The organism is Rhodococcus aetherivorans, from assembly GCF_011058165.1.
In the GTDB taxonomy this organism is placed as follows: Bacteria; Actinomycetota; Actinomycetes; order Mycobacteriales; family Mycobacteriaceae; genus Rhodococcus; species Rhodococcus aetherivorans.
This window is the reverse complement of sequence record NZ_JAALEG010000040.1, coordinates 32,840-50,635: the sequence shown is the minus strand read 5'-3', so window position 1 is coordinate 50,635 and position 17,796 is coordinate 32,840. Positions and strand designations below refer to the sequence as shown.

The 17,796-nt window shown below is 71.5% G+C and carries 23 protein-coding genes and 1 pseudogene; 11 read left to right on the top strand and 13 right to left on the bottom strand.

Annotated features, from left to right (window positions below; all coding sequences use genetic code 11):
* The first annotated feature begins 37 nt into the window (after positions 1 to 37).
* On the top strand, positions 38 to 898 hold the full coding sequence (locus G6039_RS16810) for a PPK2 family polyphosphate kinase (RefSeq protein WP_006946498.1): 861 nt from the start codon (positions 38 to 40) through the stop codon (positions 896 to 898).
* 21 nt (positions 899 to 919) lie between these two features.
* On the opposite strand, the gene G6039_RS16805 is transcribed toward G6039_RS16810, so the two are convergent.
* Entirely contained in the window at positions 920 to 1,141 is a 222-nt protein-coding gene (locus G6039_RS16805; RefSeq protein WP_006946496.1) for a hypothetical protein, read from the bottom strand.
* A gap of 133 nt (positions 1,142 to 1,274) precedes the next feature.
* On the opposite strand from G6039_RS16805, the gene G6039_RS16800 reads away from it, so the two are divergent.
* Entirely contained in the window at positions 1,275 to 1,766 is a 492-nt protein-coding gene (locus G6039_RS16800; RefSeq protein ID WP_029545210.1) for a DUF6328 family protein, read from the top strand.
* Between the two features lie 6 nt (positions 1,767 to 1,772).
* On the opposite strand, the gene G6039_RS16795 is transcribed toward G6039_RS16800, so the two are convergent.
* Positions 1,773 to 2,669 (bottom strand): SDR family oxidoreductase, encoded by an 897-nt coding sequence (locus G6039_RS16795; protein ID WP_051446193.1) that lies wholly within the window; start codon positions 2,667 to 2,669, stop codon positions 1,773 to 1,775.
* A gap of 85 nt (positions 2,670 to 2,754) precedes the next feature.
* Between G6039_RS16795 and G6039_RS16790 the strand changes: the two genes are divergently transcribed.
* A complete protein-coding gene (locus tag G6039_RS16790) occupies positions 2,755 to 3,768 on the top strand; it encodes an iron-containing redox enzyme family protein (RefSeq protein ID WP_043803292.1) in 1,014 nt (337 codons plus the stop codon).
* A gap of 60 nt (positions 3,769 to 3,828) precedes the next feature.
* On the opposite strand, the gene G6039_RS16785 is transcribed toward G6039_RS16790, so the two are convergent.
* Positions 3,829 to 4,245 (bottom strand): DUF5709 domain-containing protein, encoded by a 417-nt coding sequence (locus tag G6039_RS16785; protein ID WP_029545216.1) that lies wholly within the window; start codon positions 4,243 to 4,245, stop codon positions 3,829 to 3,831.
* A 166-nt stretch (positions 4,246 to 4,411) separates the two neighbouring features.
* Here G6039_RS16785 and G6039_RS16780 point away from each other — a divergent pair, with 166 nt between their 5' ends.
* Entirely contained in the window at positions 4,412 to 4,567 is a 156-nt protein-coding gene (locus G6039_RS16780) for a DUF6131 family protein (RefSeq protein ID WP_003937495.1), read from the top strand.
* 123 nt (positions 4,568 to 4,690) lie between these two features.
* Here G6039_RS16780 and G6039_RS16775 read toward each other — a convergent pair whose 3' ends face one another.
* The 6 genes from G6039_RS16775 to G6039_RS16750 all read right to left on the bottom strand — a co-directional run bounded on the left by G6039_RS16775 (position 4,691) and on the right by G6039_RS16750 (position 9,356).
* Positions 4,691 to 4,900 (bottom strand): CDGSH iron-sulfur domain-containing protein, encoded by a 210-nt coding sequence (locus G6039_RS16775; protein ID WP_006946490.1) that lies wholly within the window; start codon positions 4,898 to 4,900, stop codon positions 4,691 to 4,693.
* A gap of 76 nt (positions 4,901 to 4,976) precedes the next feature.
* Positions 4,977 to 5,618, bottom strand: a complete 642-nt coding sequence (locus G6039_RS16770) for a HemK2/MTQ2 family protein methyltransferase (RefSeq protein ID WP_072635791.1) — start codon at positions 5,616 to 5,618, stop codon at positions 4,977 to 4,979.
* A gap of 102 nt (positions 5,619 to 5,720) precedes the next feature.
* A complete protein-coding gene (locus tag G6039_RS16765; RefSeq protein ID WP_006946487.1) occupies positions 5,721 to 6,101 on the bottom strand; it encodes a hypothetical protein in 381 nt (126 codons plus the stop codon).
* 89 nt (positions 6,102 to 6,190) lie between these two features.
* Positions 6,191 to 7,786 carry a phytoene desaturase family protein gene (locus tag G6039_RS16760; RefSeq protein WP_029545221.1) on the bottom strand — a complete coding sequence of 532 codons (1,596 nt, stop codon included), beginning with the start codon at positions 7,784 to 7,786 and terminating at the stop codon, positions 6,191 to 6,193.
* Complete coding sequence (locus G6039_RS16755; RefSeq protein ID WP_006946482.1) at positions 7,783 to 8,241, bottom strand: SRPBCC family protein; 459 nt, start codon at positions 8,239 to 8,241, stop codon at positions 7,783 to 7,785. Before G6039_RS16755 ends, G6039_RS16760 begins: the two co-directional genes overlap by 4 nt.
* A gap of 35 nt (positions 8,242 to 8,276) precedes the next feature.
* Complete coding sequence (locus G6039_RS16750) at positions 8,277 to 9,356, bottom strand: NAD-dependent epimerase/dehydratase family protein (protein ID WP_043803294.1); 1,080 nt, start codon at positions 9,354 to 9,356, stop codon at positions 8,277 to 8,279.
* A 71-nt stretch (positions 9,357 to 9,427) separates the two neighbouring features.
* On the opposite strand from G6039_RS16750, the gene G6039_RS16745 reads away from it, so the two are divergent.
* The 3 genes from G6039_RS16745 (at position 9,428) to surE (ending at position 11,936) form a co-directional block, all read left to right on the top strand.
* Positions 9,428 to 10,090, top strand: a complete 663-nt coding sequence (locus G6039_RS16745; RefSeq protein ID WP_051446194.1) for a DUF2231 domain-containing protein — start codon at positions 9,428 to 9,430, stop codon at positions 10,088 to 10,090.
* 75 nt (positions 10,091 to 10,165) lie between these two features.
* Positions 10,166 to 11,140: a PfkB family carbohydrate kinase gene (locus G6039_RS16740; RefSeq protein WP_043803297.1), complete on the top strand. Its 975-nt coding sequence runs from the start codon at positions 10,166 to 10,168 to the stop codon at positions 11,138 to 11,140.
* Between the two features lie 4 nt (positions 11,141 to 11,144).
* Positions 11,145 to 11,936 (top strand): 5'/3'-nucleotidase SurE, encoded by a 792-nt coding sequence (surE, locus tag G6039_RS16735; RefSeq protein ID WP_006946475.1) that lies wholly within the window; start codon positions 11,145 to 11,147, stop codon positions 11,934 to 11,936.
* 15 nt (positions 11,937 to 11,951) lie between these two features.
* On the opposite strand, the gene G6039_RS16730 is transcribed toward surE, so the two are convergent.
* Complete coding sequence (locus G6039_RS16730; RefSeq protein WP_006946473.1) at positions 11,952 to 13,133, bottom strand: zinc-dependent alcohol dehydrogenase; 1,182 nt, start codon at positions 13,131 to 13,133, stop codon at positions 11,952 to 11,954.
* 242 nt (positions 13,134 to 13,375) lie between these two features.
* Here G6039_RS16730 and G6039_RS16725 point away from each other — a divergent pair, with 242 nt between their 5' ends.
* The 3 genes from G6039_RS16725 (at position 13,376) to G6039_RS16715 (ending at position 16,315) form a co-directional block, all read left to right on the top strand.
* Positions 13,376 to 14,863 (top strand): FAD-dependent oxidoreductase, encoded by a 1,488-nt coding sequence (locus G6039_RS16725; protein WP_043803300.1) that lies wholly within the window; start codon positions 13,376 to 13,378, stop codon positions 14,861 to 14,863.
* A 68-nt stretch (positions 14,864 to 14,931) separates the two neighbouring features.
* Positions 14,932 to 15,504: a type 1 glutamine amidotransferase domain-containing protein gene (locus G6039_RS16720; RefSeq protein WP_043803302.1), complete on the top strand. Its 573-nt coding sequence runs from the start codon at positions 14,932 to 14,934 to the stop codon at positions 15,502 to 15,504.
* Between the two features lie 61 nt (positions 15,505 to 15,565).
* On the top strand, positions 15,566 to 16,315 hold the full coding sequence (locus G6039_RS16715; RefSeq protein WP_043803304.1) for a PAS and ANTAR domain-containing protein: 750 nt from the start codon (positions 15,566 to 15,568) through the stop codon (positions 16,313 to 16,315).
* On the opposite strand, the gene G6039_RS16710 is transcribed toward G6039_RS16715, so the two are convergent.
* The 3 genes and pseudogenes from G6039_RS16710 to G6039_RS30675 all read right to left on the bottom strand — a co-directional run bounded on the left by G6039_RS16710 (position 16,272) and on the right by G6039_RS30675 (position 17,167).
* Complete coding sequence (locus G6039_RS16710) at positions 16,272 to 16,469, bottom strand: hypothetical protein (RefSeq protein WP_029545235.1); 198 nt, start codon at positions 16,467 to 16,469, stop codon at positions 16,272 to 16,274. The two genes, G6039_RS16715 and G6039_RS16710, sit on opposite strands and share 44 nt — an antisense overlap.
* Before the next feature lie 109 nt (positions 16,470 to 16,578).
* Complete coding sequence (mbp1, locus tag G6039_RS16705; protein WP_006946464.1) at positions 16,579 to 16,818, bottom strand: microaggregate-binding protein 1; 240 nt, start codon at positions 16,816 to 16,818, stop codon at positions 16,579 to 16,581.
* An 85-nt stretch (positions 16,819 to 16,903) separates the two neighbouring features.
* Positions 16,904 to 17,167, bottom strand: a pseudogene (locus G6039_RS30675) (DUF6480 family protein).
* Positions 17,168 to 17,325: 158 nt separating this feature from the next.
* On the opposite strand from G6039_RS30675, the gene G6039_RS16695 reads away from it, so the two are divergent.
* Positions 17,326 to 17,793 carry a DUF4383 domain-containing protein gene (locus tag G6039_RS16695; RefSeq protein ID WP_051446195.1) on the top strand — a complete coding sequence of 156 codons (468 nt, stop codon included), beginning with the start codon at positions 17,326 to 17,328 and terminating at the stop codon, positions 17,791 to 17,793.
* The last annotated feature ends 3 nt before the right edge of the window (positions 17,794 to 17,796 follow it).

Here is a 17,796-nt window from a genome sequence, read left to right as displayed (position 1 = left end):
GGCTGATCCGGTCGCCGGATGTGGCACCCTCGGCATCATGACCGTCAAGAGCACCGACCCGTGGCAGACGCCGGCCGTCGAAGTGCTGCGCGCCCACGCCGGAACCAGGGTCGCCGAGATCGACACCAACGGCACCCCGGGCTTCTCCGGCGACAAGGCCACCGGCGAACTGCTCATCGAGGAACGCGGCGCGGTGCTCTCGCGGCTACAGGAGATGCTGTTCGCCAACGGGCGCTCGGGCGACCGCCGGTCGATCCTGCTGATCCTGCAGGGCATGGACACGGCCGGCAAGGGCGGCATGGTCCGCAACGTGATCGGCCACGTGGATCCGCAGGGCGTCGACCACACGTCGTTCGGCGTGCCCACCCCCGACGAGAGGCGCCACCACTACCTGTGGCGCATCAACAAGGCACTGCCGCGGGCCGGGCAGCTCGGCGTGTTCGACCGCTCACACTACGAGGACGTCCTCATCGTACGGGTCCACAACCTCGTACCGGAGAGCGTGTGGAGCGCCCGGTACGACGAGATCAACCAGTTCGAGCGTGAGCTCGTCGACAACGGGACCACGCTGATCAAGGTCGCGATGTTCGTCTCGCTCGAGGAGCAGAAGCGGCGCCTGGCAGAACGGCTCGAGCGGCGGGACAAGCACTGGAAGTACAACCCGGGCGACGTCTCCGAACGCAAGCTGTGGCCGGCCTACCAGGAGGCGTACCAGGCGATGCTCGACAGAACGTCGACGGATCACGCCCCCTGGTACGTCGTGCCCTGCGACCGCAAGTGGTACAGCCGCATCGCCGTCATGGAACTGCTCATCGACGCGTTCGAAGGCCTCGACCTGGACTGGCCGCTCGCCGGGTTCGACGTGGAACTCGAGAAGCGGCGCCTGGCCGAGGCGTGAGGCGGCGGCGGGACCGGACCGTCAGAACAGGTGCGGCGTCTCGCGATGCAGACGGTGGTCGTGATGGACGGTCGTGCCGATCATCGCGATCGCCGACGCGACCGCGACGACGCATACTATGCCGGCGACAAGCGCCCACCCGCCGTTGCCGGAACCCGCGGCGTAGAGGAAGGCCGCAAGACTCACGATCGAGAGCAACGCGAGCATGTATCCGGTCCATGCGACGAACAGATTGAGCTTCATGACCGCTCTCCTTCCTCAGAGCGCCGTTGTCCCTGGTGGAGCCGACAGTACCCCCACAGTGACACAGGTCACAAGTGGGCTGCCGTCGTCGCCGCGGAGGTTTGACGGGCGCCGTACGGGGCATGTCACAACCGTGCAGCCCGCAGCGGTGCCGAACGAGGAGTGGAACAGGCAGGTCCGGCACGAGACCCCCGTGCAGCGGCTGGACCGGAACTGGTCGAGCCTGCTGCAGGAGCTGCGCGTAGTGCAGACCGGCGTCCAGCTCCTCACAGGCTTCCTGCTCACCCTGCCGTTCCAGAGCCGGTTCGACGCACTCACCGACTTCCAGCGCGGCGTCTACCTCGTCACCGTGCTCGCGTCGATCGCGGCCACCATCCTCCTCGTCGCTCCCGTGGGCATGCACCGCCTGCTCTTCCGGCAGCGCCGGCTCCCCGAGCTGGTGAACACCGCGCACCGCTTCGCCATGGCGGGCCTGCTCCTGCTGGGCGTCGCGATGACCGGCGTCGTCGTGCTCGTCGTCGGACTGGTGGTCAATACCGCCGCCGGCATCGCCGCGGGCGTCGTCACGGTCGTGCTGTTCCTGACCCTGTGGGTCGCCTACCCCTGGCGCTACCGGCGGCGGTGACCGGGCTCAGCCGGGCAGCGTCTCGCCACCGATCGGTGCGAGCACCTCACCGCTGTAGTACGACGACATCGTCTCGGAGGCGAAGAAGACGTACGAGGGCGCGATCTCGTCGGGCTGCGCGGCCCGGCCGAACGGGGCCTGCTGCCCGAACGTCGCGACCTTCTCCGCATCCATGGTGGCGGGGATCAGCGGCGTCCATACCGGCCCCGGCGCCACGCAGTTGATGCGGATTCCCCGATCCTGGAAGGACTGCGCCAGCGAGTACGTCAGCGCGAGCACCGCGCCCTTCGTCGCCGAATAGTCGATCAGCGACTTGTTGCCCCGCAGACCGTTGATGGAGGCGGTGTTGATCACCGCGGAGCCGCGGGGCAGGTGAGCGAGCGCCGCCTTCGTCACGTGGAAGTAGCTGTCGATGTTCACCGCGAACGTCCGCCGCCACTGGGCGTCGTCGAGCTCGGCGAGGTCGTCCACCGGCTCCTGGTACGCGACGTTGTTCACCAGCAGATCCAGGCCGCCGAGCGCCGCGGCCGCGTCGGCGACCACCGCGCGACAGTGCTCCGCGGCGGCGAGATCGCCCGGGAGCAGATGGCATGCACGGCCTGCACGCCGCACCAGTTCCGCGGTGTGCTCGGCGTCGTCGTGCTCCTCCAGGTAGGCGATCGCGACGTCGGCTCCCTCCTTCGCGAAGGCCACCGCCACCGCGCGCCCGATGCCGGAGTCGCCGCCGGTGATCAGGGCCTTGCGTCCGGCGAGCAGGTCACGGCCCCGGTAGTCCCGCATCTCGTCGCGGGGCTGCTCGGCCATGTCGGCCGTCGCACCGGGATAGTCGATCGTGTGGGGCGGGCGCTCGACGTCCTCGCCCCCGGGCGCCGTGTTCTCGTTGTCGCTGTGGTCACCGTTCATGCCCGGGCGGATACCCGCGCGAACCCGTCCCACACCCGCGCGCCGCAGGGCGTTTCGCACGAATCGGGTCCGGGTATCCGCGCACATGCCTGCGAATTCGCCGACCGTCGTGATGCAGTCCTCCGCCCTTCCGCGGGCCCGGGGCCCTGTCTCCCGAGAGGTGATCGAGCGGCTCGCGCGTCCGGCCGATACCACGATCTGGCCGATCGAGGTGGCCGGGATCGACCCCTACGGCGAGGACGCCCAGCTGGCCCTGACGGTGCTGTACGAACTGTCCTACCGCGGGTTCGACGGAGTCGACGCGGGCTGGGAATGGGCGCCGGGCCCGCTGACCGTCCGGGCCGGCCTCGAGGGGCTGTTCCTGGACCGGCTGCACGCCGACGTGCCCTCGGGCAACGATCCCCAGCGGGTGCTCGACGACCTGTGCCGCGAACCCGAGGACGCGTGGGGCGTGTCCCACCACATCTGCGAACGCGGCACCTGGGAGCAGGTGCGCGAGTTCTTCGTGCACCGGTCCGTCTACCACCTCAAGGAGGCCGACCCGCACTCGTTCGCCATCCCCCGGCTCACGGGCCGGGCGAAAGCGGCGCTCGTCGCGGTGGAGTTCGACGAGTACGGCGGCGGCCGGGCCGACCGCATGCACTCGACCCTCTACTTCGACCTGCTCGCCGCGGCCGGACTCGACCCGGGATACCTGGCGTATCTGGACCGGGTGCCGGCGGAGACGCTCGCGACGGTGAACTTCATGTCCCTGTGCGGGCTGCACCGCGCACACACCCCGAAGCTCGTGGGGTTGTTCGCCTCCGCGGAGATCACCTCCTCCCCGATGGCGCGCCGCATGGCACGCGGCCTCGAACGCCTCGGCGCGCCGAGCGCCTGCATCCACTTCTACACCGAGCACATCGAGGCGGACGCGGTGCACGAGCAGGTGCTGCGCTACGACGTGGTGGGCGATCTGGTGGAACGGGATCCGCGCTGCGCGGGCGACATCGCGTTCGGCGCGGAGGCGATGGAATACCTCGAGGGCCGGCTCGCCGCCTACGTGCTCGAGCGGTGGAACGACGACGAGTCGTCCCTGCTCGGCGCCGGAGCCGTCTGAGCGTCCCTCCGGCCGATCGCCGCCCGGCATCCGAGTCCTCGGGTGCCGGGCGGCCGCCGTTCAGTCCTGCCGGTCGGGCTCCTCCTCCTCGATCAGGTGGACGGCCGCTTCCTCGGCGGAGGCCGCGCCCCCGTCGATCCCTACGTCCGTGCCGAACAGCTCGGAATCCACGTCCTCGGCGGTGCCCTCGTCCGGCGCGACGAGGCGTCCCGCGCGCGCCCGGCCCGCCTCGGCGACGGAGCTGCGGAACTCGTTCTCCCCCTCGTCGTCCTCGCGTTCGGGCTCCTCCTCGCGGAGCCGTTCGTCCAAGGTCTCGTGGCGTTCGAGGCCGACGGGTCGTTCCATCGGCGAGAATCCCTCGTCGAGGACGTCGTCGACACCGCGGTCGATCAGGGAATCCTCCGGCTGCAACTGGTCCTCGTCGTCGACGCTGTACTCGCCGGGGACGCTGTCCCCGGGGTTCTCCGAAGTAGGCATGCACCCGACAATGCCACCGGCGCCGTCCGCGCGCCACGGATCGACGCGAAGTGCACATCCTTCCCACCACGAGCGGTTCGCGAGGTTTCGGCACATCCGATGCGGGTATCCCCTGTGCACGGCCCGGATCCGACCGGCAACGGGCACCGACAGCGAGGTGACACTCATGATCATTCTGGGTTTGATTCTGCTCGTGGTGGGTTTCCTCACCAACATCTCTATCCTGTGGACGCTCGGGATCATTCTCCTGGTGGTAGGCGCAATCCTGGCGATCCTCGGAGCGACGGGCCGGGCTGTCGGCGGCCGGAAGTACTGGTATTGACGCGTGACGACGCGTAAACGCGTTGCGGGGCGGGCGGTTCCTCTCGGGAACCGCCCGCCCCGCGTTGTCCACCGACGTCGTGCGCACCCGGCACGACCGGCACCCCGCCGGAACCGGCGGGTCTCAGCGTGGATCGCGCCGGGACCGGCGGTGACTGGTGTCGCACAGCGGGTACCGCTCGCTGCGCCGGCACCGGCAGATCGCGACGACGAACCGGTCCGATTCCACCTCGTCGCCGTCCTCGGTCACGATGCGCACCGGGCCCTCGACCAGGACGGGACCGCCGCGGACCAGGCGGACGACCCTGGGCTCCGCCCCCGCGGGACCCTCCACCCGCAGTCCCGAGCACAGGCCGGGCACAGCGACGCCCCCGGAAGACGTGTCCCGGGGGCTGCCGTCCGTGGCTACTTCACGGGCAGTGTGTTCGATCGGCACGGATCACCACCACTTCCTCGGTGTCGACGCCCGCGGGCAGTTCGTAACGCGCCCGCAGATACCCGGCGCGGCTGCGCATCACGGGCCCGAACGGGATCCGGCGACGCGCCACGACGGAGGCCTTGAGACCGCCGTCGCGCAACCGGACGAGCGTCTCGTCCACCCCGGAGAACTCCGAATGCACGACGAGAGCGAAACCGCCGGGAGACAACAGGTTCGGCAGGCTCCGGCACAGCGGGTCCAGCACCGCCCGCCCGTCGGCACCGGCATCCCAGCGGGCGTCACCGTCCCCGGCTGCGTGCGGTACGTAGGGCGGATTGGACAGCACCACGTCGAACGGTCCGTGCCGGTCGGCTTCGTCCAGTCCGCCGCGCAGGACCCGGATGGGAAGCTGCCGCGACCGCGCGTTGATACGCGCCGCGAGGACCGCCCGGGGAGCGATGTCCAGTGCCGTCACGGACCCGGCACCGGACATGGCCGCCGACACGGCGATGAACCCTGTGCCGGTGCAGAAGTCGAGCACCTTGGCGCCGGGGGGTGCCGCCGCACGATCGAGTGCGCCGGCGAGCAGATGCGAATCCTCCTGCGGGCGGTACACACCGGGCAGTCGCCACACCCTCCTGGGCGCCGGCACGTTACCGGACCCCGGCTGCGACGGCACGACCCCCGTGGGTGGACCGGGCGAGGGACACGTTGGACTCCGGGCGAGACGTCGTTGTCATACGTGGGAGTACCCCTCCAAGCGGCCGCCCGAAACGTGGTGCGGGCGGAAGGCGGTGACGGCGGTGCGCCGCGATGCGGGAGCCGCGGCGCCGTCCGGACGGTTGCGGAACAACGAGGGCCCGGCACGGTCGGGCTCCCGGCGCGCGCCGGCCGGCGCCGCCCCGGTCGGGGCCAGCGAACCGAGCATGAACGACAGTCCCGCCGCCACGGCGAGTCCGGCCCCGATGCCCGTGACGGCGGAAGCGGAGAGCACACCCACGCCGACGGCGGCGATCACGCAGATGCCCGCGGCGATTGCGGCGACTCCGCCTTCCACCTCGCGCAGCGCCCGCGGCACGAGGGAAGGGTTGTACACCTGCCGGATCGGTGTTCCCACTGGCGTTCCCATGACTTCTGATACCCCGTCGGCGAATCGCTCAACCCCGAAACGTGTGAATCTCCGCGTTCGGCAAGGGCACCGGGAATTCAGCTGCGCATCAGCACGTCCGAGATCGCCCCGTTCAGCCGCCGCCGAACCCTGCCGCCCACGCCGTGGTCGCGCAGGGCCGCCCGGGCCGCGTTCCACCCGCACATCCCGTGGACGCCACCGCCGGGATGGGTGGACGAGCCGGCCAGGTACACACCCTCGACCGGCGTGCGGGGACCACCGAAGCCGGGCAACGGCCGGAACACGAGCTGCTGATGGATCTGGGCGGTGCCGCCGTTGACCGCCCCCCCGACGAGGTTCGCGTTGGCGGCCTCGAGGTCGCGCGGGCGTTGCACGCTGCGGTGCACGACCGAGCTCAGCACCCCCGGCGCGTGCGCCTCGAGTTCGGCGTCGACGCGCCGGGCGAGTTCCTCCGCGGAGGCGTCGTCGGCGACACCGCGCGGCAGATGCGTGTACGCCCAGGCGCTTTCCGTTCCCTCCGGCGAGCGGGCAGGATCTGTGGTGGTCATCTGGCCGAAGATGATGAAGGGATGCTCCGGGACGCGGCCGGTCGCGAGGTCGGCCGACCAGTGCACGAGACCGTCGGCGTCGGCGCCGAGGTGGACGGTCCCGGCCGTCGCGAGCGCCGGCGAGCGCCACGGAATCGGCCGGTCGAACGCGTAGTTCACCTTCACCACGGGCGTGTCCCACTCGAAGCGCCGCAGGTCGTCGCGGACCGCGGCGGGCACGGCGTCCGCGGGCAGGAGCGAACCGAACAGTGCCGGCGCGGACACGTCGGCCAGTACCGCGCGCCGTACCCGGAACCGCTCCCCCTGCTCGGTGCGGACCTCGGTCGCCACACCGCCGCCGACCTCGATGCCGGTGACCTTCCGGCCGCACAGGATCCGGGCCCCGCTGCGTTCGCCGCGCCGCGCCAGGGCCGCCGCGAGCTCCCCGGCGCCGCCCTCGGGCACCGGATAGCCGACGTCCTGGGCGAGCATGGTCAGGACGTATCCCATGATTCCGCTGCCCGCCGAGTCCACGGGGGTGTCGGCGTGCATGGCGTTGCCGAGCAGCAGCAGCCGCGCGTGCTCACCGCCGAACAGTTCCTGGGCCATCCGGCGGGCGGGCAGCGCCAGCATCCGCATGAAGCGCAGTGCGTCCGCGGTGCCGAGCCGGCGGATCAGCCCCGCCGGGCCGCGCACCGGTGGGAACGGCTCGAACAGGGTGCTCAGGAAGGGCTCACGGATGCCCTTCCACTGCTCGGCCAGGCGGATCCAGGTGGTCCCGTCGCCGGGGTGGCGCCGTTCGAGTTCCGCCGCGGTCTCGGTGACGTCCGGATAGACCACCGCGGCGTCCTCGTCGTCCGGCCCGGCGGCGTGCCCGTACACCCGCGGCGCCCGCCGCAGCCGCAGCCCGTGCGACGCGAGGTCGAGCGCGCGGAACGCCGGGGACGCCGCCGCGAGGGGGTAGAAGGCGCTGAACAGGTCCATACGGAAGCCCGGATGCAGTTCCGCCGTGCGGACGGCGCCGCCGATCTCGTGCTGCTCCTCGAGCACCAGGACGTCCCAGCCGGCGTCGGCGAGCACGGCCGCCGCGGTCAGGCCGTTCTGGCCGGCGCCGACGACGACGGCGTCGACGGTCTCGGTGCTCACTCTCCGACGCCCTTCGGCTCCGTGGCGTGTTCGGCCATGAGCATGAGCCGGCGCAGGCACTCGACGTTGCGCGGCAGCACCAGCCGGGCCTGGATCGCACCGGGTACGAACTGAGCCGGGCCGGCGGCGGCCTTCTCGGCCATCTCGATCCGGCACCCCCCGGGCCGCTCGTGCAGGCGCATGGTGATCTCGGCCTGCCCGGCCGGCCACGCCCGCGCACGCAGCTTCAGCTCCCTGCCGGGGATCGATTCCACCACCTCGGTATGGTCGTTCAGCAGGGCGGGCCACACCCCCACCGAGTGGTGGATGCGGCTGCCCACCGCCGGCCACGCGTCGTCCACGGCCCGGATGCGGGAGGCGCCCACCACCCAGCCCGCGTACGACCAGCCGTCGGCGAGGACATCCCACACCTGTTGCGGCGTCGCCGTGGTGTCGCGCTGCGCTGTTTCGCTCATCCCGATACCCTCTCTCGTCGCTCCGCCGCGAGTGGTCACGGCGGCACGCGGCGCCCGACGGTCCCGCGGCCGAGCAGGACGCTCATCGTCTCGAGCGGCCCGCGACTGCGCAGGACCGGGCTGTCGGTGCCGGCCTCGGCCTGCATACCCGCGATGGCCTCGCGCCACACCTGGGGGCCCGGAACGGTCGGTGCCCAGTCCAGGTCTCGGCGGGCCCGGTCACAGTCGAGCATCGGGGTGTTGTAGGCCAGGTCGATCCATCCGCCGGCGATCGGTTGCAGGTGGACCTGCCAGGTCGCCTCGACGACGGCCCGCAGCACCTGCCGCGGTACGGGGATCGCACGGGCCCCGAACGCCCCGGCGATGTCGCCCGCACGCAGCGGTTCGGGGGTCGCGAGGTTGAACACGCCCGGCACCCGCCGCTCCAGGGCGGCATCGAGCGCGGCGGCCACGTCGTCGGCGTGCACGGCGGGGATCGAAGTTCCGGGGTCCACGGGCAGCAACGGCAGGTGACGGAGCACGACGTCGGGCACGTATCCCGGCACCGCGTAGCGGCGCAGCGCGCTGCCGCCCGCGTACTGGCCGATGAAGCCCGGCCGGAAACGGGTGACGATCGGCGCCGCGGCCGCGCCCTCGATCCGCTCGTCGAGCAGCCGCTCCGCCGCGACCTTGTCGACGCTGTACGCGCACGATTCGATGCCGGTCGCGGGCCACGACTCGTCGACCGCCCGGCCGTAGGCCCCGGCCGCGTACACCGCGGCGGAGGACATGTGCACCAGGTGTCCGACGCCGGCGGCGAGGGTCGCCCCGATCACGGCGGCGGTGCCGTCCACTCCGGTCCGGCGCAGATAGTCCCGCCGGTGCGAGGGCTGGAAACCCCAGGCCAGGTGCACGACGGCGTCGGCCCCTTCGAGGAGGGGGCGCAGCCCGGTCTCGGCGCCGGGTGCGGCGAGGTCGACGCTGTGCCAGGTCACGCCGTCGTAGGGGTCGGTGGGCGGTGGCACGCGCCGGGCGACGGCCACGATCTCCGGCGGCTCCGATCGCCGGGCGAGGCGCCGCAGCAGGGCGGTGCCGACGTTGCCGCTGGCGCCGGTGATCACGATGCGCTGTCTCATGATCGCAGGAGATACCCCGCCGATCTGCGTCGTACACCCGTCTGGCAGGTTTCACCCGGTCGGGGCGGGGTATGCCCGTGGGCATGACGGACTCGCAGATGGAGATCCTGTATTCCGGGACGGAGTCGGCGGCGTGGCTGGACGGTCCCGCCGAGGTGCTGCGGAAGCAGGTCGGGCGGCTGGCGGACAGCCCGATCGGGGCCGTGCTGCACGGCGCTCCCGTGGGCCACCCGCTGCACCCGGCGCTGGTGGCCGTCCCCATCGGGGCGTGGACCGCGGCCGGCGTCTTCGACGCCCTGCGACAACCCGAGACCGCGCGGCGGCTGATCGGGCTCGGTCTGCTGGCGACGCCGCCGACGGTTCTGGCCGGCTGGGTCGACTGGGTGCACACCGACACCGTGCAGCGCCGGGTGGGGTTGATCCACGCGGCCGTCAACGGCGCCGGAGCAGCCCTCATGGCCCTGTCCTACCGCCAGCGCCGCCGCAGTTCCGGTCCCGGCGCGGTGACGCGTAGCGCCGCCGGCGCGGTGACGCGTAGCGCCGCCGGCGCGGTGACGCGTAGCGCCGCCGGCGCGGTGACGCTGAGCGCCGCCGGCACCGTACTGATCGGGCTGGGCGGCCTGCTGGGCGGGCACCTCGCGTACTCGCTCGGCGCCAATGTGCGCCCGCCCGAGGTGCCGAACGCCCCCGTCTACGATCCCGTCCTCGCCGACTCCCCCGGCGATACGGCCTGAGCGAGGCCGCACCGCAACGCGAACCGCGCGTCCGCCACCGCGGGCGCCGTCTCCTCCCCATTTCGAAGGACATGCATGAACCCCGCTCCCCGAGACGGCAACGACGACAGCGCGCCCTCCGCCTTCGTCTTCGCACCCACTCCCCTGCTCACCGTCACCATCGAGTCGTCGCCGTCGGATGTCCCGGAACTGCACGTCCACGCCGGCGGGCAGGGCTTCTGGATCGCCCGCATGGCGGTCACACTCGGCCTGAAGGTGCGGCTGTGCGGCACCTTCGGCGGCGAGACCGGCCCCGTCGTCAGCGATCTCATCGCACAGGAAGGCGTATCGGTGCGATCGGTGTTCACCGCCGGCCAGAACGGCTCGTACGTGCACGACCGCCGCGGGGGTGAGCGTGAGGAGATCGTGGAGGTTCCGCCGCCGACGCTCAACCGGCACGAGGCCGACGACCTGTTCGGCGCGGCGCTGGCCGAGGGCCTCGAGGCGGACGTGGCGCTGCTCGGTGGCCCGCATTCCGACCGGGCGGTGCCGCACGACGTCTACACCCGGCTGGCGGCCGACCTGACCGCCCTGGGTGTTCCCGTCGTCGCCGACCTGTCCGGCCCCACCATGACCGCGGCGCTCGAGGGCGGTCTCGCCGTGCTCAAGGTCAGTCACGAGGATCTCCTCGAGGACGGCAGGGCGAAGTCCGAGGACATCGACGACCTCACCGCGGCCATGAAGGAACTCGTCTCGCAGGGCGCCCGCAACGTGGTGCTGTCTCGCGCCGGCGACCCCGCCCTCGCCCTCGTCGACGGCGAGCTGTGGGAAGTCGTCGCGCCGCCGCTGAACATCGCCGACCACCGCGGCGCCGGCGACTCCATGACCGCCGGGATGGGCGCCGCGCTAGCCGCCGGAGCCACGATGGTCGAAGCCCTGCAGCTCGGTGCCGCGGCGGGCGCCGTCAACGTCACGCGGCACGGGTTGGCCACGGGGCAGCGAGAACTCGTCGACAAGGTCGCCGAGAGCGTCGAGGTCCGGCCGTTCGCGAAGGGGAAGAGCGGGAGGTAGGAACGTGAGAGCGCTGATCGTCAACGACGACGGGGTGGACAGCCACGGCATCTCGGTGCTCGCCCGGGTGGCGGTGGACGCCGGTCTCGACGTGGTGGTGGCCGCCCCCCATGCCGAGCGCAGCGGCGCCAGCGCGTCGCTCAGCGCACTCGAGGAGGACGGCCGGCTCGTCGTCGCGCCGCGGGCGTTCCCGGACCTGCCGGACACGACGGTGCTCGCCGTCGAGGCGTCGCCGGCCTTGATCGCCTTCGTCTCGATGTACGGGGCGTTCGGCCCCAAACCCGACATCGTCCTGTCGGGAATCAACCACGGCCCCAACACCGGCCACGCGATCCTGCACTCCGGCACGGTCGGCGCGGCGCTCACCGGAGCCAACCACGGCAGCCTGGCCCTGGCGGTCTCGCTGTCCGGTTCGGTCCACGAGCACTGGGAGGGTGCCGAGGTCGTCGCCCGGCACGCCCTGCAGTGGGTGCTGACGCAGGGCACGCCCGGCACGGTGCTCAACGTCAACGTGCCCGACATCCCGCTGAGCGAACTGCGCGGCCTGCGCACGGCACCGCTCGCGGCGTTCGGCGCCGTGCAGGCCGACATCGGCGAAACCGACCAGGACCCGGACGACGGGGAGCGCCAGTACGTCACCGTGACCTTCAGCGACATCCGGGCCGACGAGGCCGAGGACACCGACGCGGGCCTGCTCGCCCAGGGCTGGGCGACCGCGACGGCGTTGCGCTCCCCATTCGAGGCCGCCGACGTCGACACCGCGGATCTGCCGCGTACCGCGGCCGACCTGGTGTGACGCCGGCGGCACCGGTCAGGGCTCGAGCTGGATCTTGATCGCGCCCTCCTGCTTGCGCTGGAAGATCTCGTACGCGTGCGGGGCGTCCGACAGCGGCAACCGGTGCGTGGCGAAGGTGTCCACTCCGAGCGGATCGTCGTCGGTGAGCAGCGGCATGATCTGCGGCACCCAGTGGTTGACGTTCGCCTGACCCATCCGCAGCCGGATCTGCTTGTCGAACAGGGTCATCATCGGCATCGGGTCGGTCATGCCGCCGTACACGCCGCTGAGCGAGAGGGTGCCGCCCCGGCGCACCACGTCGATCGCGGTGTAGAGGGCGTGCAGCCGGTCGATACCGACGTGGGTCATCAGCGGCGCGGACAACGCGGACGGCAGCAGCCCCGTCGCGGTCTGCAGGGCGGTGGCGACGGGTGACCCGTGCGCTTCCATGCCGACCGCGTCGATCACCGAGTCGGTGCCGCGGCCGCCGGTGCGGTCGCGGATCATCTCGCCCAGCGAGTTCCCGGCCTCCTTCAGGTCGATGGTCTCGATGCCGCGGGTGGCGGCGCGCGCGAGCCGCTCGGGCACCATGTCGACACCGATCACCCGGTGGCCGCGGTGCACGGCGATCCGTCCGGCCATCTCGCCGATGGGCCCGAGGCCGAGCACCGTCACCGAACCCCCGTCGGGCACATGCGCGTACTCCACGGCCTGCCAGGCGGTGGGCAGCACGTCGGACAGGTAGACGAACCGCGAGTCCGGCGGCCCCTCCGGAACCGAAATGTGGGTCGAATCCGCATGCGGCACACGCAGATACTGCGCCTGGCCACCGGGCACGCTCCCGTACAGCTTCGAATACCCGAACAGCGCCGCGCCGGTGCCCTGCTCGGTGACCTGGGTGGTCTCGCACTGGGAGAACAGGCCGTCCCCGCACATGAAACAACTGCCGCACGAGATCTGGAACGGAATGACCACGCGGTCGCCGGGTTTGATCGAGGTGACCTCGGAACCGACCTCCTCCACGATCCCCATGGGCTCGTGGCCGAGGATGTCCCCCGGCGACATGAACGGTCCGAGCACTTCGTACAGGTGCAGATCCGAACCGCAGATGTTGGTGGTGGTGACGCGGATGATCGCATCGGTGGGCTGCTCGATCCTCGGGTCGGGGACCGTATCGACACTCACCTTCCGCTTGCCCTGCCATGTCACTGCTTTCATCGCCGATCCTCCCGCCCGGTGGTCCGGGCACCTCTCGTCGTGGACTGCGCGGCGCACTGCCGGACCGGCACCATGACGCACTGCCGGACCGGCACCATGACGCACTGCCGGACCGGCACCATGACGCACTGCCGGCTCTGCACGGCCTACCCCGCACGACGGGGCGCAAACCTCGACCGGCCCGGCGCAGGACCGGTGACCGGCGCGGGTTTCCCGGGCGCGACACGGGGCATTCCTCACAGGTGACCTCACTGTGGCTCTCCCGCACCGACACCGCCCGCACCGACGACACGCCGTGGCCCGAGGGCCCGGCCCGCTTCGACACCGTGGTGGTCGGCGCCGGCCTCACCGGCATGGCCACCGCCCTCCTGCTCGCGCGCGCCGGCCACCGCGTGGCCGTCCTCGAGGCCCGCACGGTCGGCGCCGTCACCACCGGCAACACCACCGGCAAGATCAGCCTGCTGCAGGGCAGCACCCTCTCCAGCATCGCCCGAGGCCATTCCCGCGACGTCCTGCGAAACTACGTGGCCGGCAACCTCGAGGCGCAACGGTGGGTGGTGCAGCTGTGCCGGGAGCGGGGCCTGCCGATCGAATCCGCGGCCGCCTTCACCTACAGCGCCGGCGAGGAGGGCGTGGCCACGGTGCGCGCCGAGCACGAGGCCTGCCGCGCGGCCGGTCTCGACGCCCGCATGACGACGGAGACGGAACTGCCGTACCCCGTGGCCGCGGCGGTGACGCTGCCGGATCAGGCGCAGACCGATCCGATGCCGTTGCTGCACGAACTGGCCCGCGAACTGCGGGAGCGCGACGGCGCCCTGTTCACCGGCTGCCGGGTCCGGAAGGTCCGCTCGGACCGGAACGGATGCGTCGCGGTCACCGATCACGGCGAGGTGCGGGCCGGGCACATCGTGCTGGCGACGGGGACGCCGATCCTCGACCGCGGCGGGTTCTTCGCCCGGCTCGAGCCCCAGCGGTCGTACGCGGCCGCGTTCGAGGTACCGGGCGACATTCCGAGCGGGATGTATCTGTCGGTGGATTCGCCGACGCGGTCGCTGCGCACGGCCTACGGGGGGCGGTACTTCCTCGTCGGCGGCAACGGCCACACCGTCGGGCGGGCACACGACCATCGGGGCGCCGCGGACGATCTCGTGGCGTGGACGGGCCGCCACTTCCCGGGTGCGAAGACCGTGGCGCGCTGGTCGGCGCAGGACTATGCGACGCTCGATCACCTGCCGTACGTGGGCCCGCTGCTTCCCGGCAACGATCGGCTGCTCGTGGGCACCGGCTACGGCAAGTGGGGCATGACGAACGCGGTGGCGGCGGCGCGGTTGCTGTCGGCCCGCATTCTCGGCGAGACGGCTCCGGAATGGGAGTCGGCGTTCCAGGCCTGGAGTCCCACAAAGCTTTTCGATCTTCCGGCAGCAACCCGGCTCAATGCCGCGGTCGCGGTGGAGATGACGCGCGGATGGGTGCGGGCCGAGTTGTCCGGCGACGGCGCGTCCCCGCCGGAGGGCCGCGGCACGGTACGCCGGGAGAAGCTCCGCCCGGTCGGGGTGTGCACCGTCGACGGCACCACGCACCGGGTGTCCGCGGTGTGCCCCCACCTCGGTGGCGTGCTGCGATGGAACGACGCGGAAGCCTCCTGGGACTGCCCGCTGCACGGCTCCCGCTTCGCCGCGGACGGGCGTCTGCTCGAAGGCCCTGCCACCCGGGATCTGGCACCGGAGTGACGTTTCCCGGTCGCCGGCCTCGGGTACGCGATCGGGGAACCTTCCCACGACGAAAGGACGACTTCGCGATGAGCGCTTCAGGGAACGGCCGGCTGGCGGGACGCACGGTCGCCGTCCTCGCCACGAACGGCGTCGAGGAGGTCGAGCTGGTCGAGCCGCGCCGGGCAGTCGAGGAGGCGGGCGGCACGGTGCGCCTGCTGTCGCTCGAACCCGGCGAGATCCAGGCCATGAAGTCCGACGTGCACGCGGCCGGCCGGCACCCGGTCGACCAGGTGGTGTCGGAGGCGTCGGTGTCGGACTTCGACGCGCTGATCCTGCCTGGCGGTACCACGAACCCCGATCATCTGCGCCAGGACCCCGCCGCCGTGGCGTTCGTGCGGGACTTCGTCGAGTCGGGCCGGCCCGTCGGGGTGATCTGTCACGGCCCCTGGACACTGGTCGAGGCCGACGTGGTCCGGGGTCGGACGCTGACGTCCTACCCCAGCGTCCGCACGGACATCCGCAACGCGGGCGGGAACGTGGTCGACGAGGAAGTGGTCGTCGACGGGAACCTGGTGTCGAGCCGCAATCCGAGGGATCTGCCCGCCTTCTGCGCCACCCTCGTCGAAGTGTTCGCGAACGCCGAGCAACACGCCGGCTAGATCACCTCACCTCACGCGATCCCGCAGCGGTAGTGCCCGTCACCGGAGGCATAATCGTTGCATGAGGGAACCGATCGTGGACGCCGGCGACACGCCGGTGGACGACGCCTTCGAACGGGTCTTCGCGAGCGGGAAGCCGCAGCGGGTCGGGAGTTTCCGCTACCTGATCGACGACGACAGGTGGGAATGGTCGGACGACGTGGCGCGGATGCACGGGTACGCCCCGGGGACCGTACGGCCGACCACCGACCTGCTGCTCAAGCACAAGCATCCCGAGGACAGGGCCCACGTCGCGGCCATGCTGGGCGCCCTGCAGCGCAACGGCGAGCCGTTCAGCAGCCGGCATCGCATCATCGACACGCACGGGACGGTCCGGCCCGTCGTCGTGATCGGCGACCGCCTGCTCGACGAGCGAGGACGGGTGATCGGCACGGCCGGTTTCTACCTGGACCTGTCCGACGCGTACGACGACGAGGTCCGGCACAGCGTCGACGAGGCGGTCTCGGCGCTCGCGCACCACCGTGCGGTCATCGAACAGGCCAAGGGCATGCTCATGGCGGTCTACGGGATTCCGGCGGACCGCGCCTTCGAGATCCTCGCCTGGCGGTCCCAGGAGTCGAATGTCAAGCTCCGCACGCTCGCCGAGCAACTCGTCCGGGACGTCACCACCGGACTCGACGCACCGGCAACGCTTCGCACCGCCTTCGACCATCTGCTCATGACCGCGCACGAGCGGATCCCGTCGCCGCGGCAGCCCGCGGGTCCGGTCACGGACTCGGCTGCGGAAGCTCGCACTCCACCTTCGGATTGACTCCGGCGTAGTTGAGGGGCCCCGCGATCACCGTCACCGCGACGGTGGCGAAGTCGGCGCAGCTCTGCTCGGCTTCTGTGAAGTACCCCCGCTGCCCGGCGGCGATCGCACCGATCACCAGCCACACCAGCACAACGAACGTCAGGATACGCATCGCTCCTCCTCCGGGGCGAAGACCCGGGAGCCGAACGGCCCCCGGGTCGTGGACGAACGACGGGCGCGACCGCCTGCGCGGCCGGTCACCGATTCACTGCGATGCGGATTCACTGCTGATGCGAGCGCTGGCGCGCCTCGTCGACCTCGGCGTCGGCGCGTGCCTTCTCCGCCTCGGCTTCCTTCTTCGCGGCCTCGCGCTGGCTGTCGGCCTTGTCCTGCTGGGCCCGTCCCTCGCGGGTGAGTTCGTCGCTGCCGACGACGGCGCCGGTCGCCTCCTTGGCCTTTCCCTTGACGTCTTCGACGACGCCCTTGACGCCTTCGCTCGGACCGCTCGTGTTCTCTGCCATGCGACTCTCCCTCAGTCGGCGTTCCTCACTTGCGAACCACGGGTACCCCGCCGGCACCCCGGCAAATCGTGCAGGACTGCGCCACCTACATCAGAATCCCCATGATCACCATGAGAAAGAGGACGACGATCAGCACGATCGCAGCGATCGTCAGAATCCCCTTGGGCGGGAATCGGTTCCGCGTCCGCGGCTCGGGGGCCGACAGACCGGAGGCCTAGCCCGAGTCGGGTGGTGTCGACCCCGGTGCCACACCCCTGCCGCGTTCGAGATCGGGGGTGCGGGCAGGCTCGGGATCGGTGCCGGGATGCGCGTGTGGGTCAGGGACGTTCCGCGGATCGGGGGTGTTCATCGCCCACTCCTGTCCCTCGGCGGCCTGCAGCCCCGGGGAACTCGCCGAGGGGCGCGGCCGGAGCATGGGGCCCCCGTCGATCGAGTTCCCGGCGTAGTCTTCGGCCAATCCGCCGCACCGCCCAGGTTGAAGCGGACAGTACGGGGTATGCGCGGGTCATGACCGAACCACTCGAGCCCGCCCAGCGCGCCGGCCAGCCGGAGAGCACCCGCTCGATCGTCCAGCTCGGCGCACTGTCGGCAGGCACGCTCTTCCTGGTCGTCGGGATCGCCGGCTTCGTCCCCGGGGTGACGGGCAACTACGACGAACTGGCCTTCGGCCACGAGTCCGGCGCCCTGCTCCTGGGCGTGTTCGCCGTGTCCGTCCTGCACAACGTGGTGCATCTGGTCTTCGGTCTGGCGGGCGTGGTCGCGGCGCGGCGCGCCGATCTGGCGCGCTGGTACCTGATCGTCGGCGGCCTGATCTACCTCGCACTGTTCCTGTACGGGCTGATCGTCCGGCCGGGGGGCAGCGCCAACGTCTTGCCGGTCAACGATGCGGACAACTGGCTGCACCTCGGCGTGGCGGTGACCATGCTCGGCCTCGGCCTGGCGGCACCGCGGATCCGGCCGGCGACGACGGTGTGAGCC

Bases quoted from the DNA above. Each gene is read 5' to 3' on its own strand.
- G6039_RS16720 (WP_043803302.1), top strand. From the start codon at position 14,932: ATGAGCGCTTCAGGGAACGGCCGGCTGGCGGGACGCACGGTCGCCGTC.
- G6039_RS16795 (WP_051446193.1), bottom strand. From the start codon at position 2,669: ATGAACGGTGACCACAGCGACAACGAGAACACGGCGCCCGGGGGCGAG.
- G6039_RS16780 (WP_003937495.1), top strand. From the start codon at position 4,412: ATGATCATTCTGGGTTTGATTCTGCTCGTGGTGGGTTTCCTCACCAAC.
- mbp1 (WP_006946464.1), bottom strand. From the start codon at position 16,818: ATGGCAGAGAACACGAGCGGTCCGAGCGAAGGCGTCAAGGGCGTCGTC.
- G6039_RS16745 (WP_051446194.1), top strand. From the start codon at position 9,428: ATGCCCGTGGGCATGACGGACTCGCAGATGGAGATCCTGTATTCCGGG.
- G6039_RS16750 (WP_043803294.1), bottom strand. From the start codon at position 9,356: ATGAGACAGCGCATCGTGATCACCGGCGCCAGCGGCAACGTCGGCACC.
- G6039_RS16755 (WP_006946482.1), bottom strand. From the start codon at position 8,241: ATGAGCGAAACAGCGCAGCGCGACACCACGGCGACGCCGCAACAGGTG.
- G6039_RS16710 (WP_029545235.1), bottom strand. From the start codon at position 16,469: ATGCGTATCCTGACGTTCGTTGTGCTGGTGTGGCTGGTGATCGGTGCG.
- G6039_RS16730 (WP_006946473.1), bottom strand. From the start codon at position 13,133: ATGAAAGCAGTGACATGGCAGGGCAAGCGGAAGGTGAGTGTCGATACG.
- G6039_RS16740 (WP_043803297.1), top strand. From the start codon at position 10,166: ATGAACCCCGCTCCCCGAGACGGCAACGACGACAGCGCGCCCTCCGCC.
- G6039_RS16805 (WP_006946496.1), bottom strand. From the start codon at position 1,141: ATGAAGCTCAATCTGTTCGTCGCATGGACCGGATACATGCTCGCGTTG.
- G6039_RS16695 (WP_051446195.1), top strand. From the start codon at position 17,326: ATGACCGAACCACTCGAGCCCGCCCAGCGCGCCGGCCAGCCGGAGAGC.
- G6039_RS16785 (WP_029545216.1), bottom strand. From the start codon at position 4,245: ATGCCTACTTCGGAGAACCCCGGGGACAGCGTCCCCGGCGAGTACAGC.
- G6039_RS16810 (WP_006946498.1), top strand. From the start codon at position 38: ATGACCGTCAAGAGCACCGACCCGTGGCAGACGCCGGCCGTCGAAGTG.
- G6039_RS16715 (WP_043803304.1), top strand. From the start codon at position 15,566: ATGAGGGAACCGATCGTGGACGCCGGCGACACGCCGGTGGACGACGCC.
- G6039_RS16790 (WP_043803292.1), top strand. From the start codon at position 2,755: ATGCCTGCGAATTCGCCGACCGTCGTGATGCAGTCCTCCGCCCTTCCG.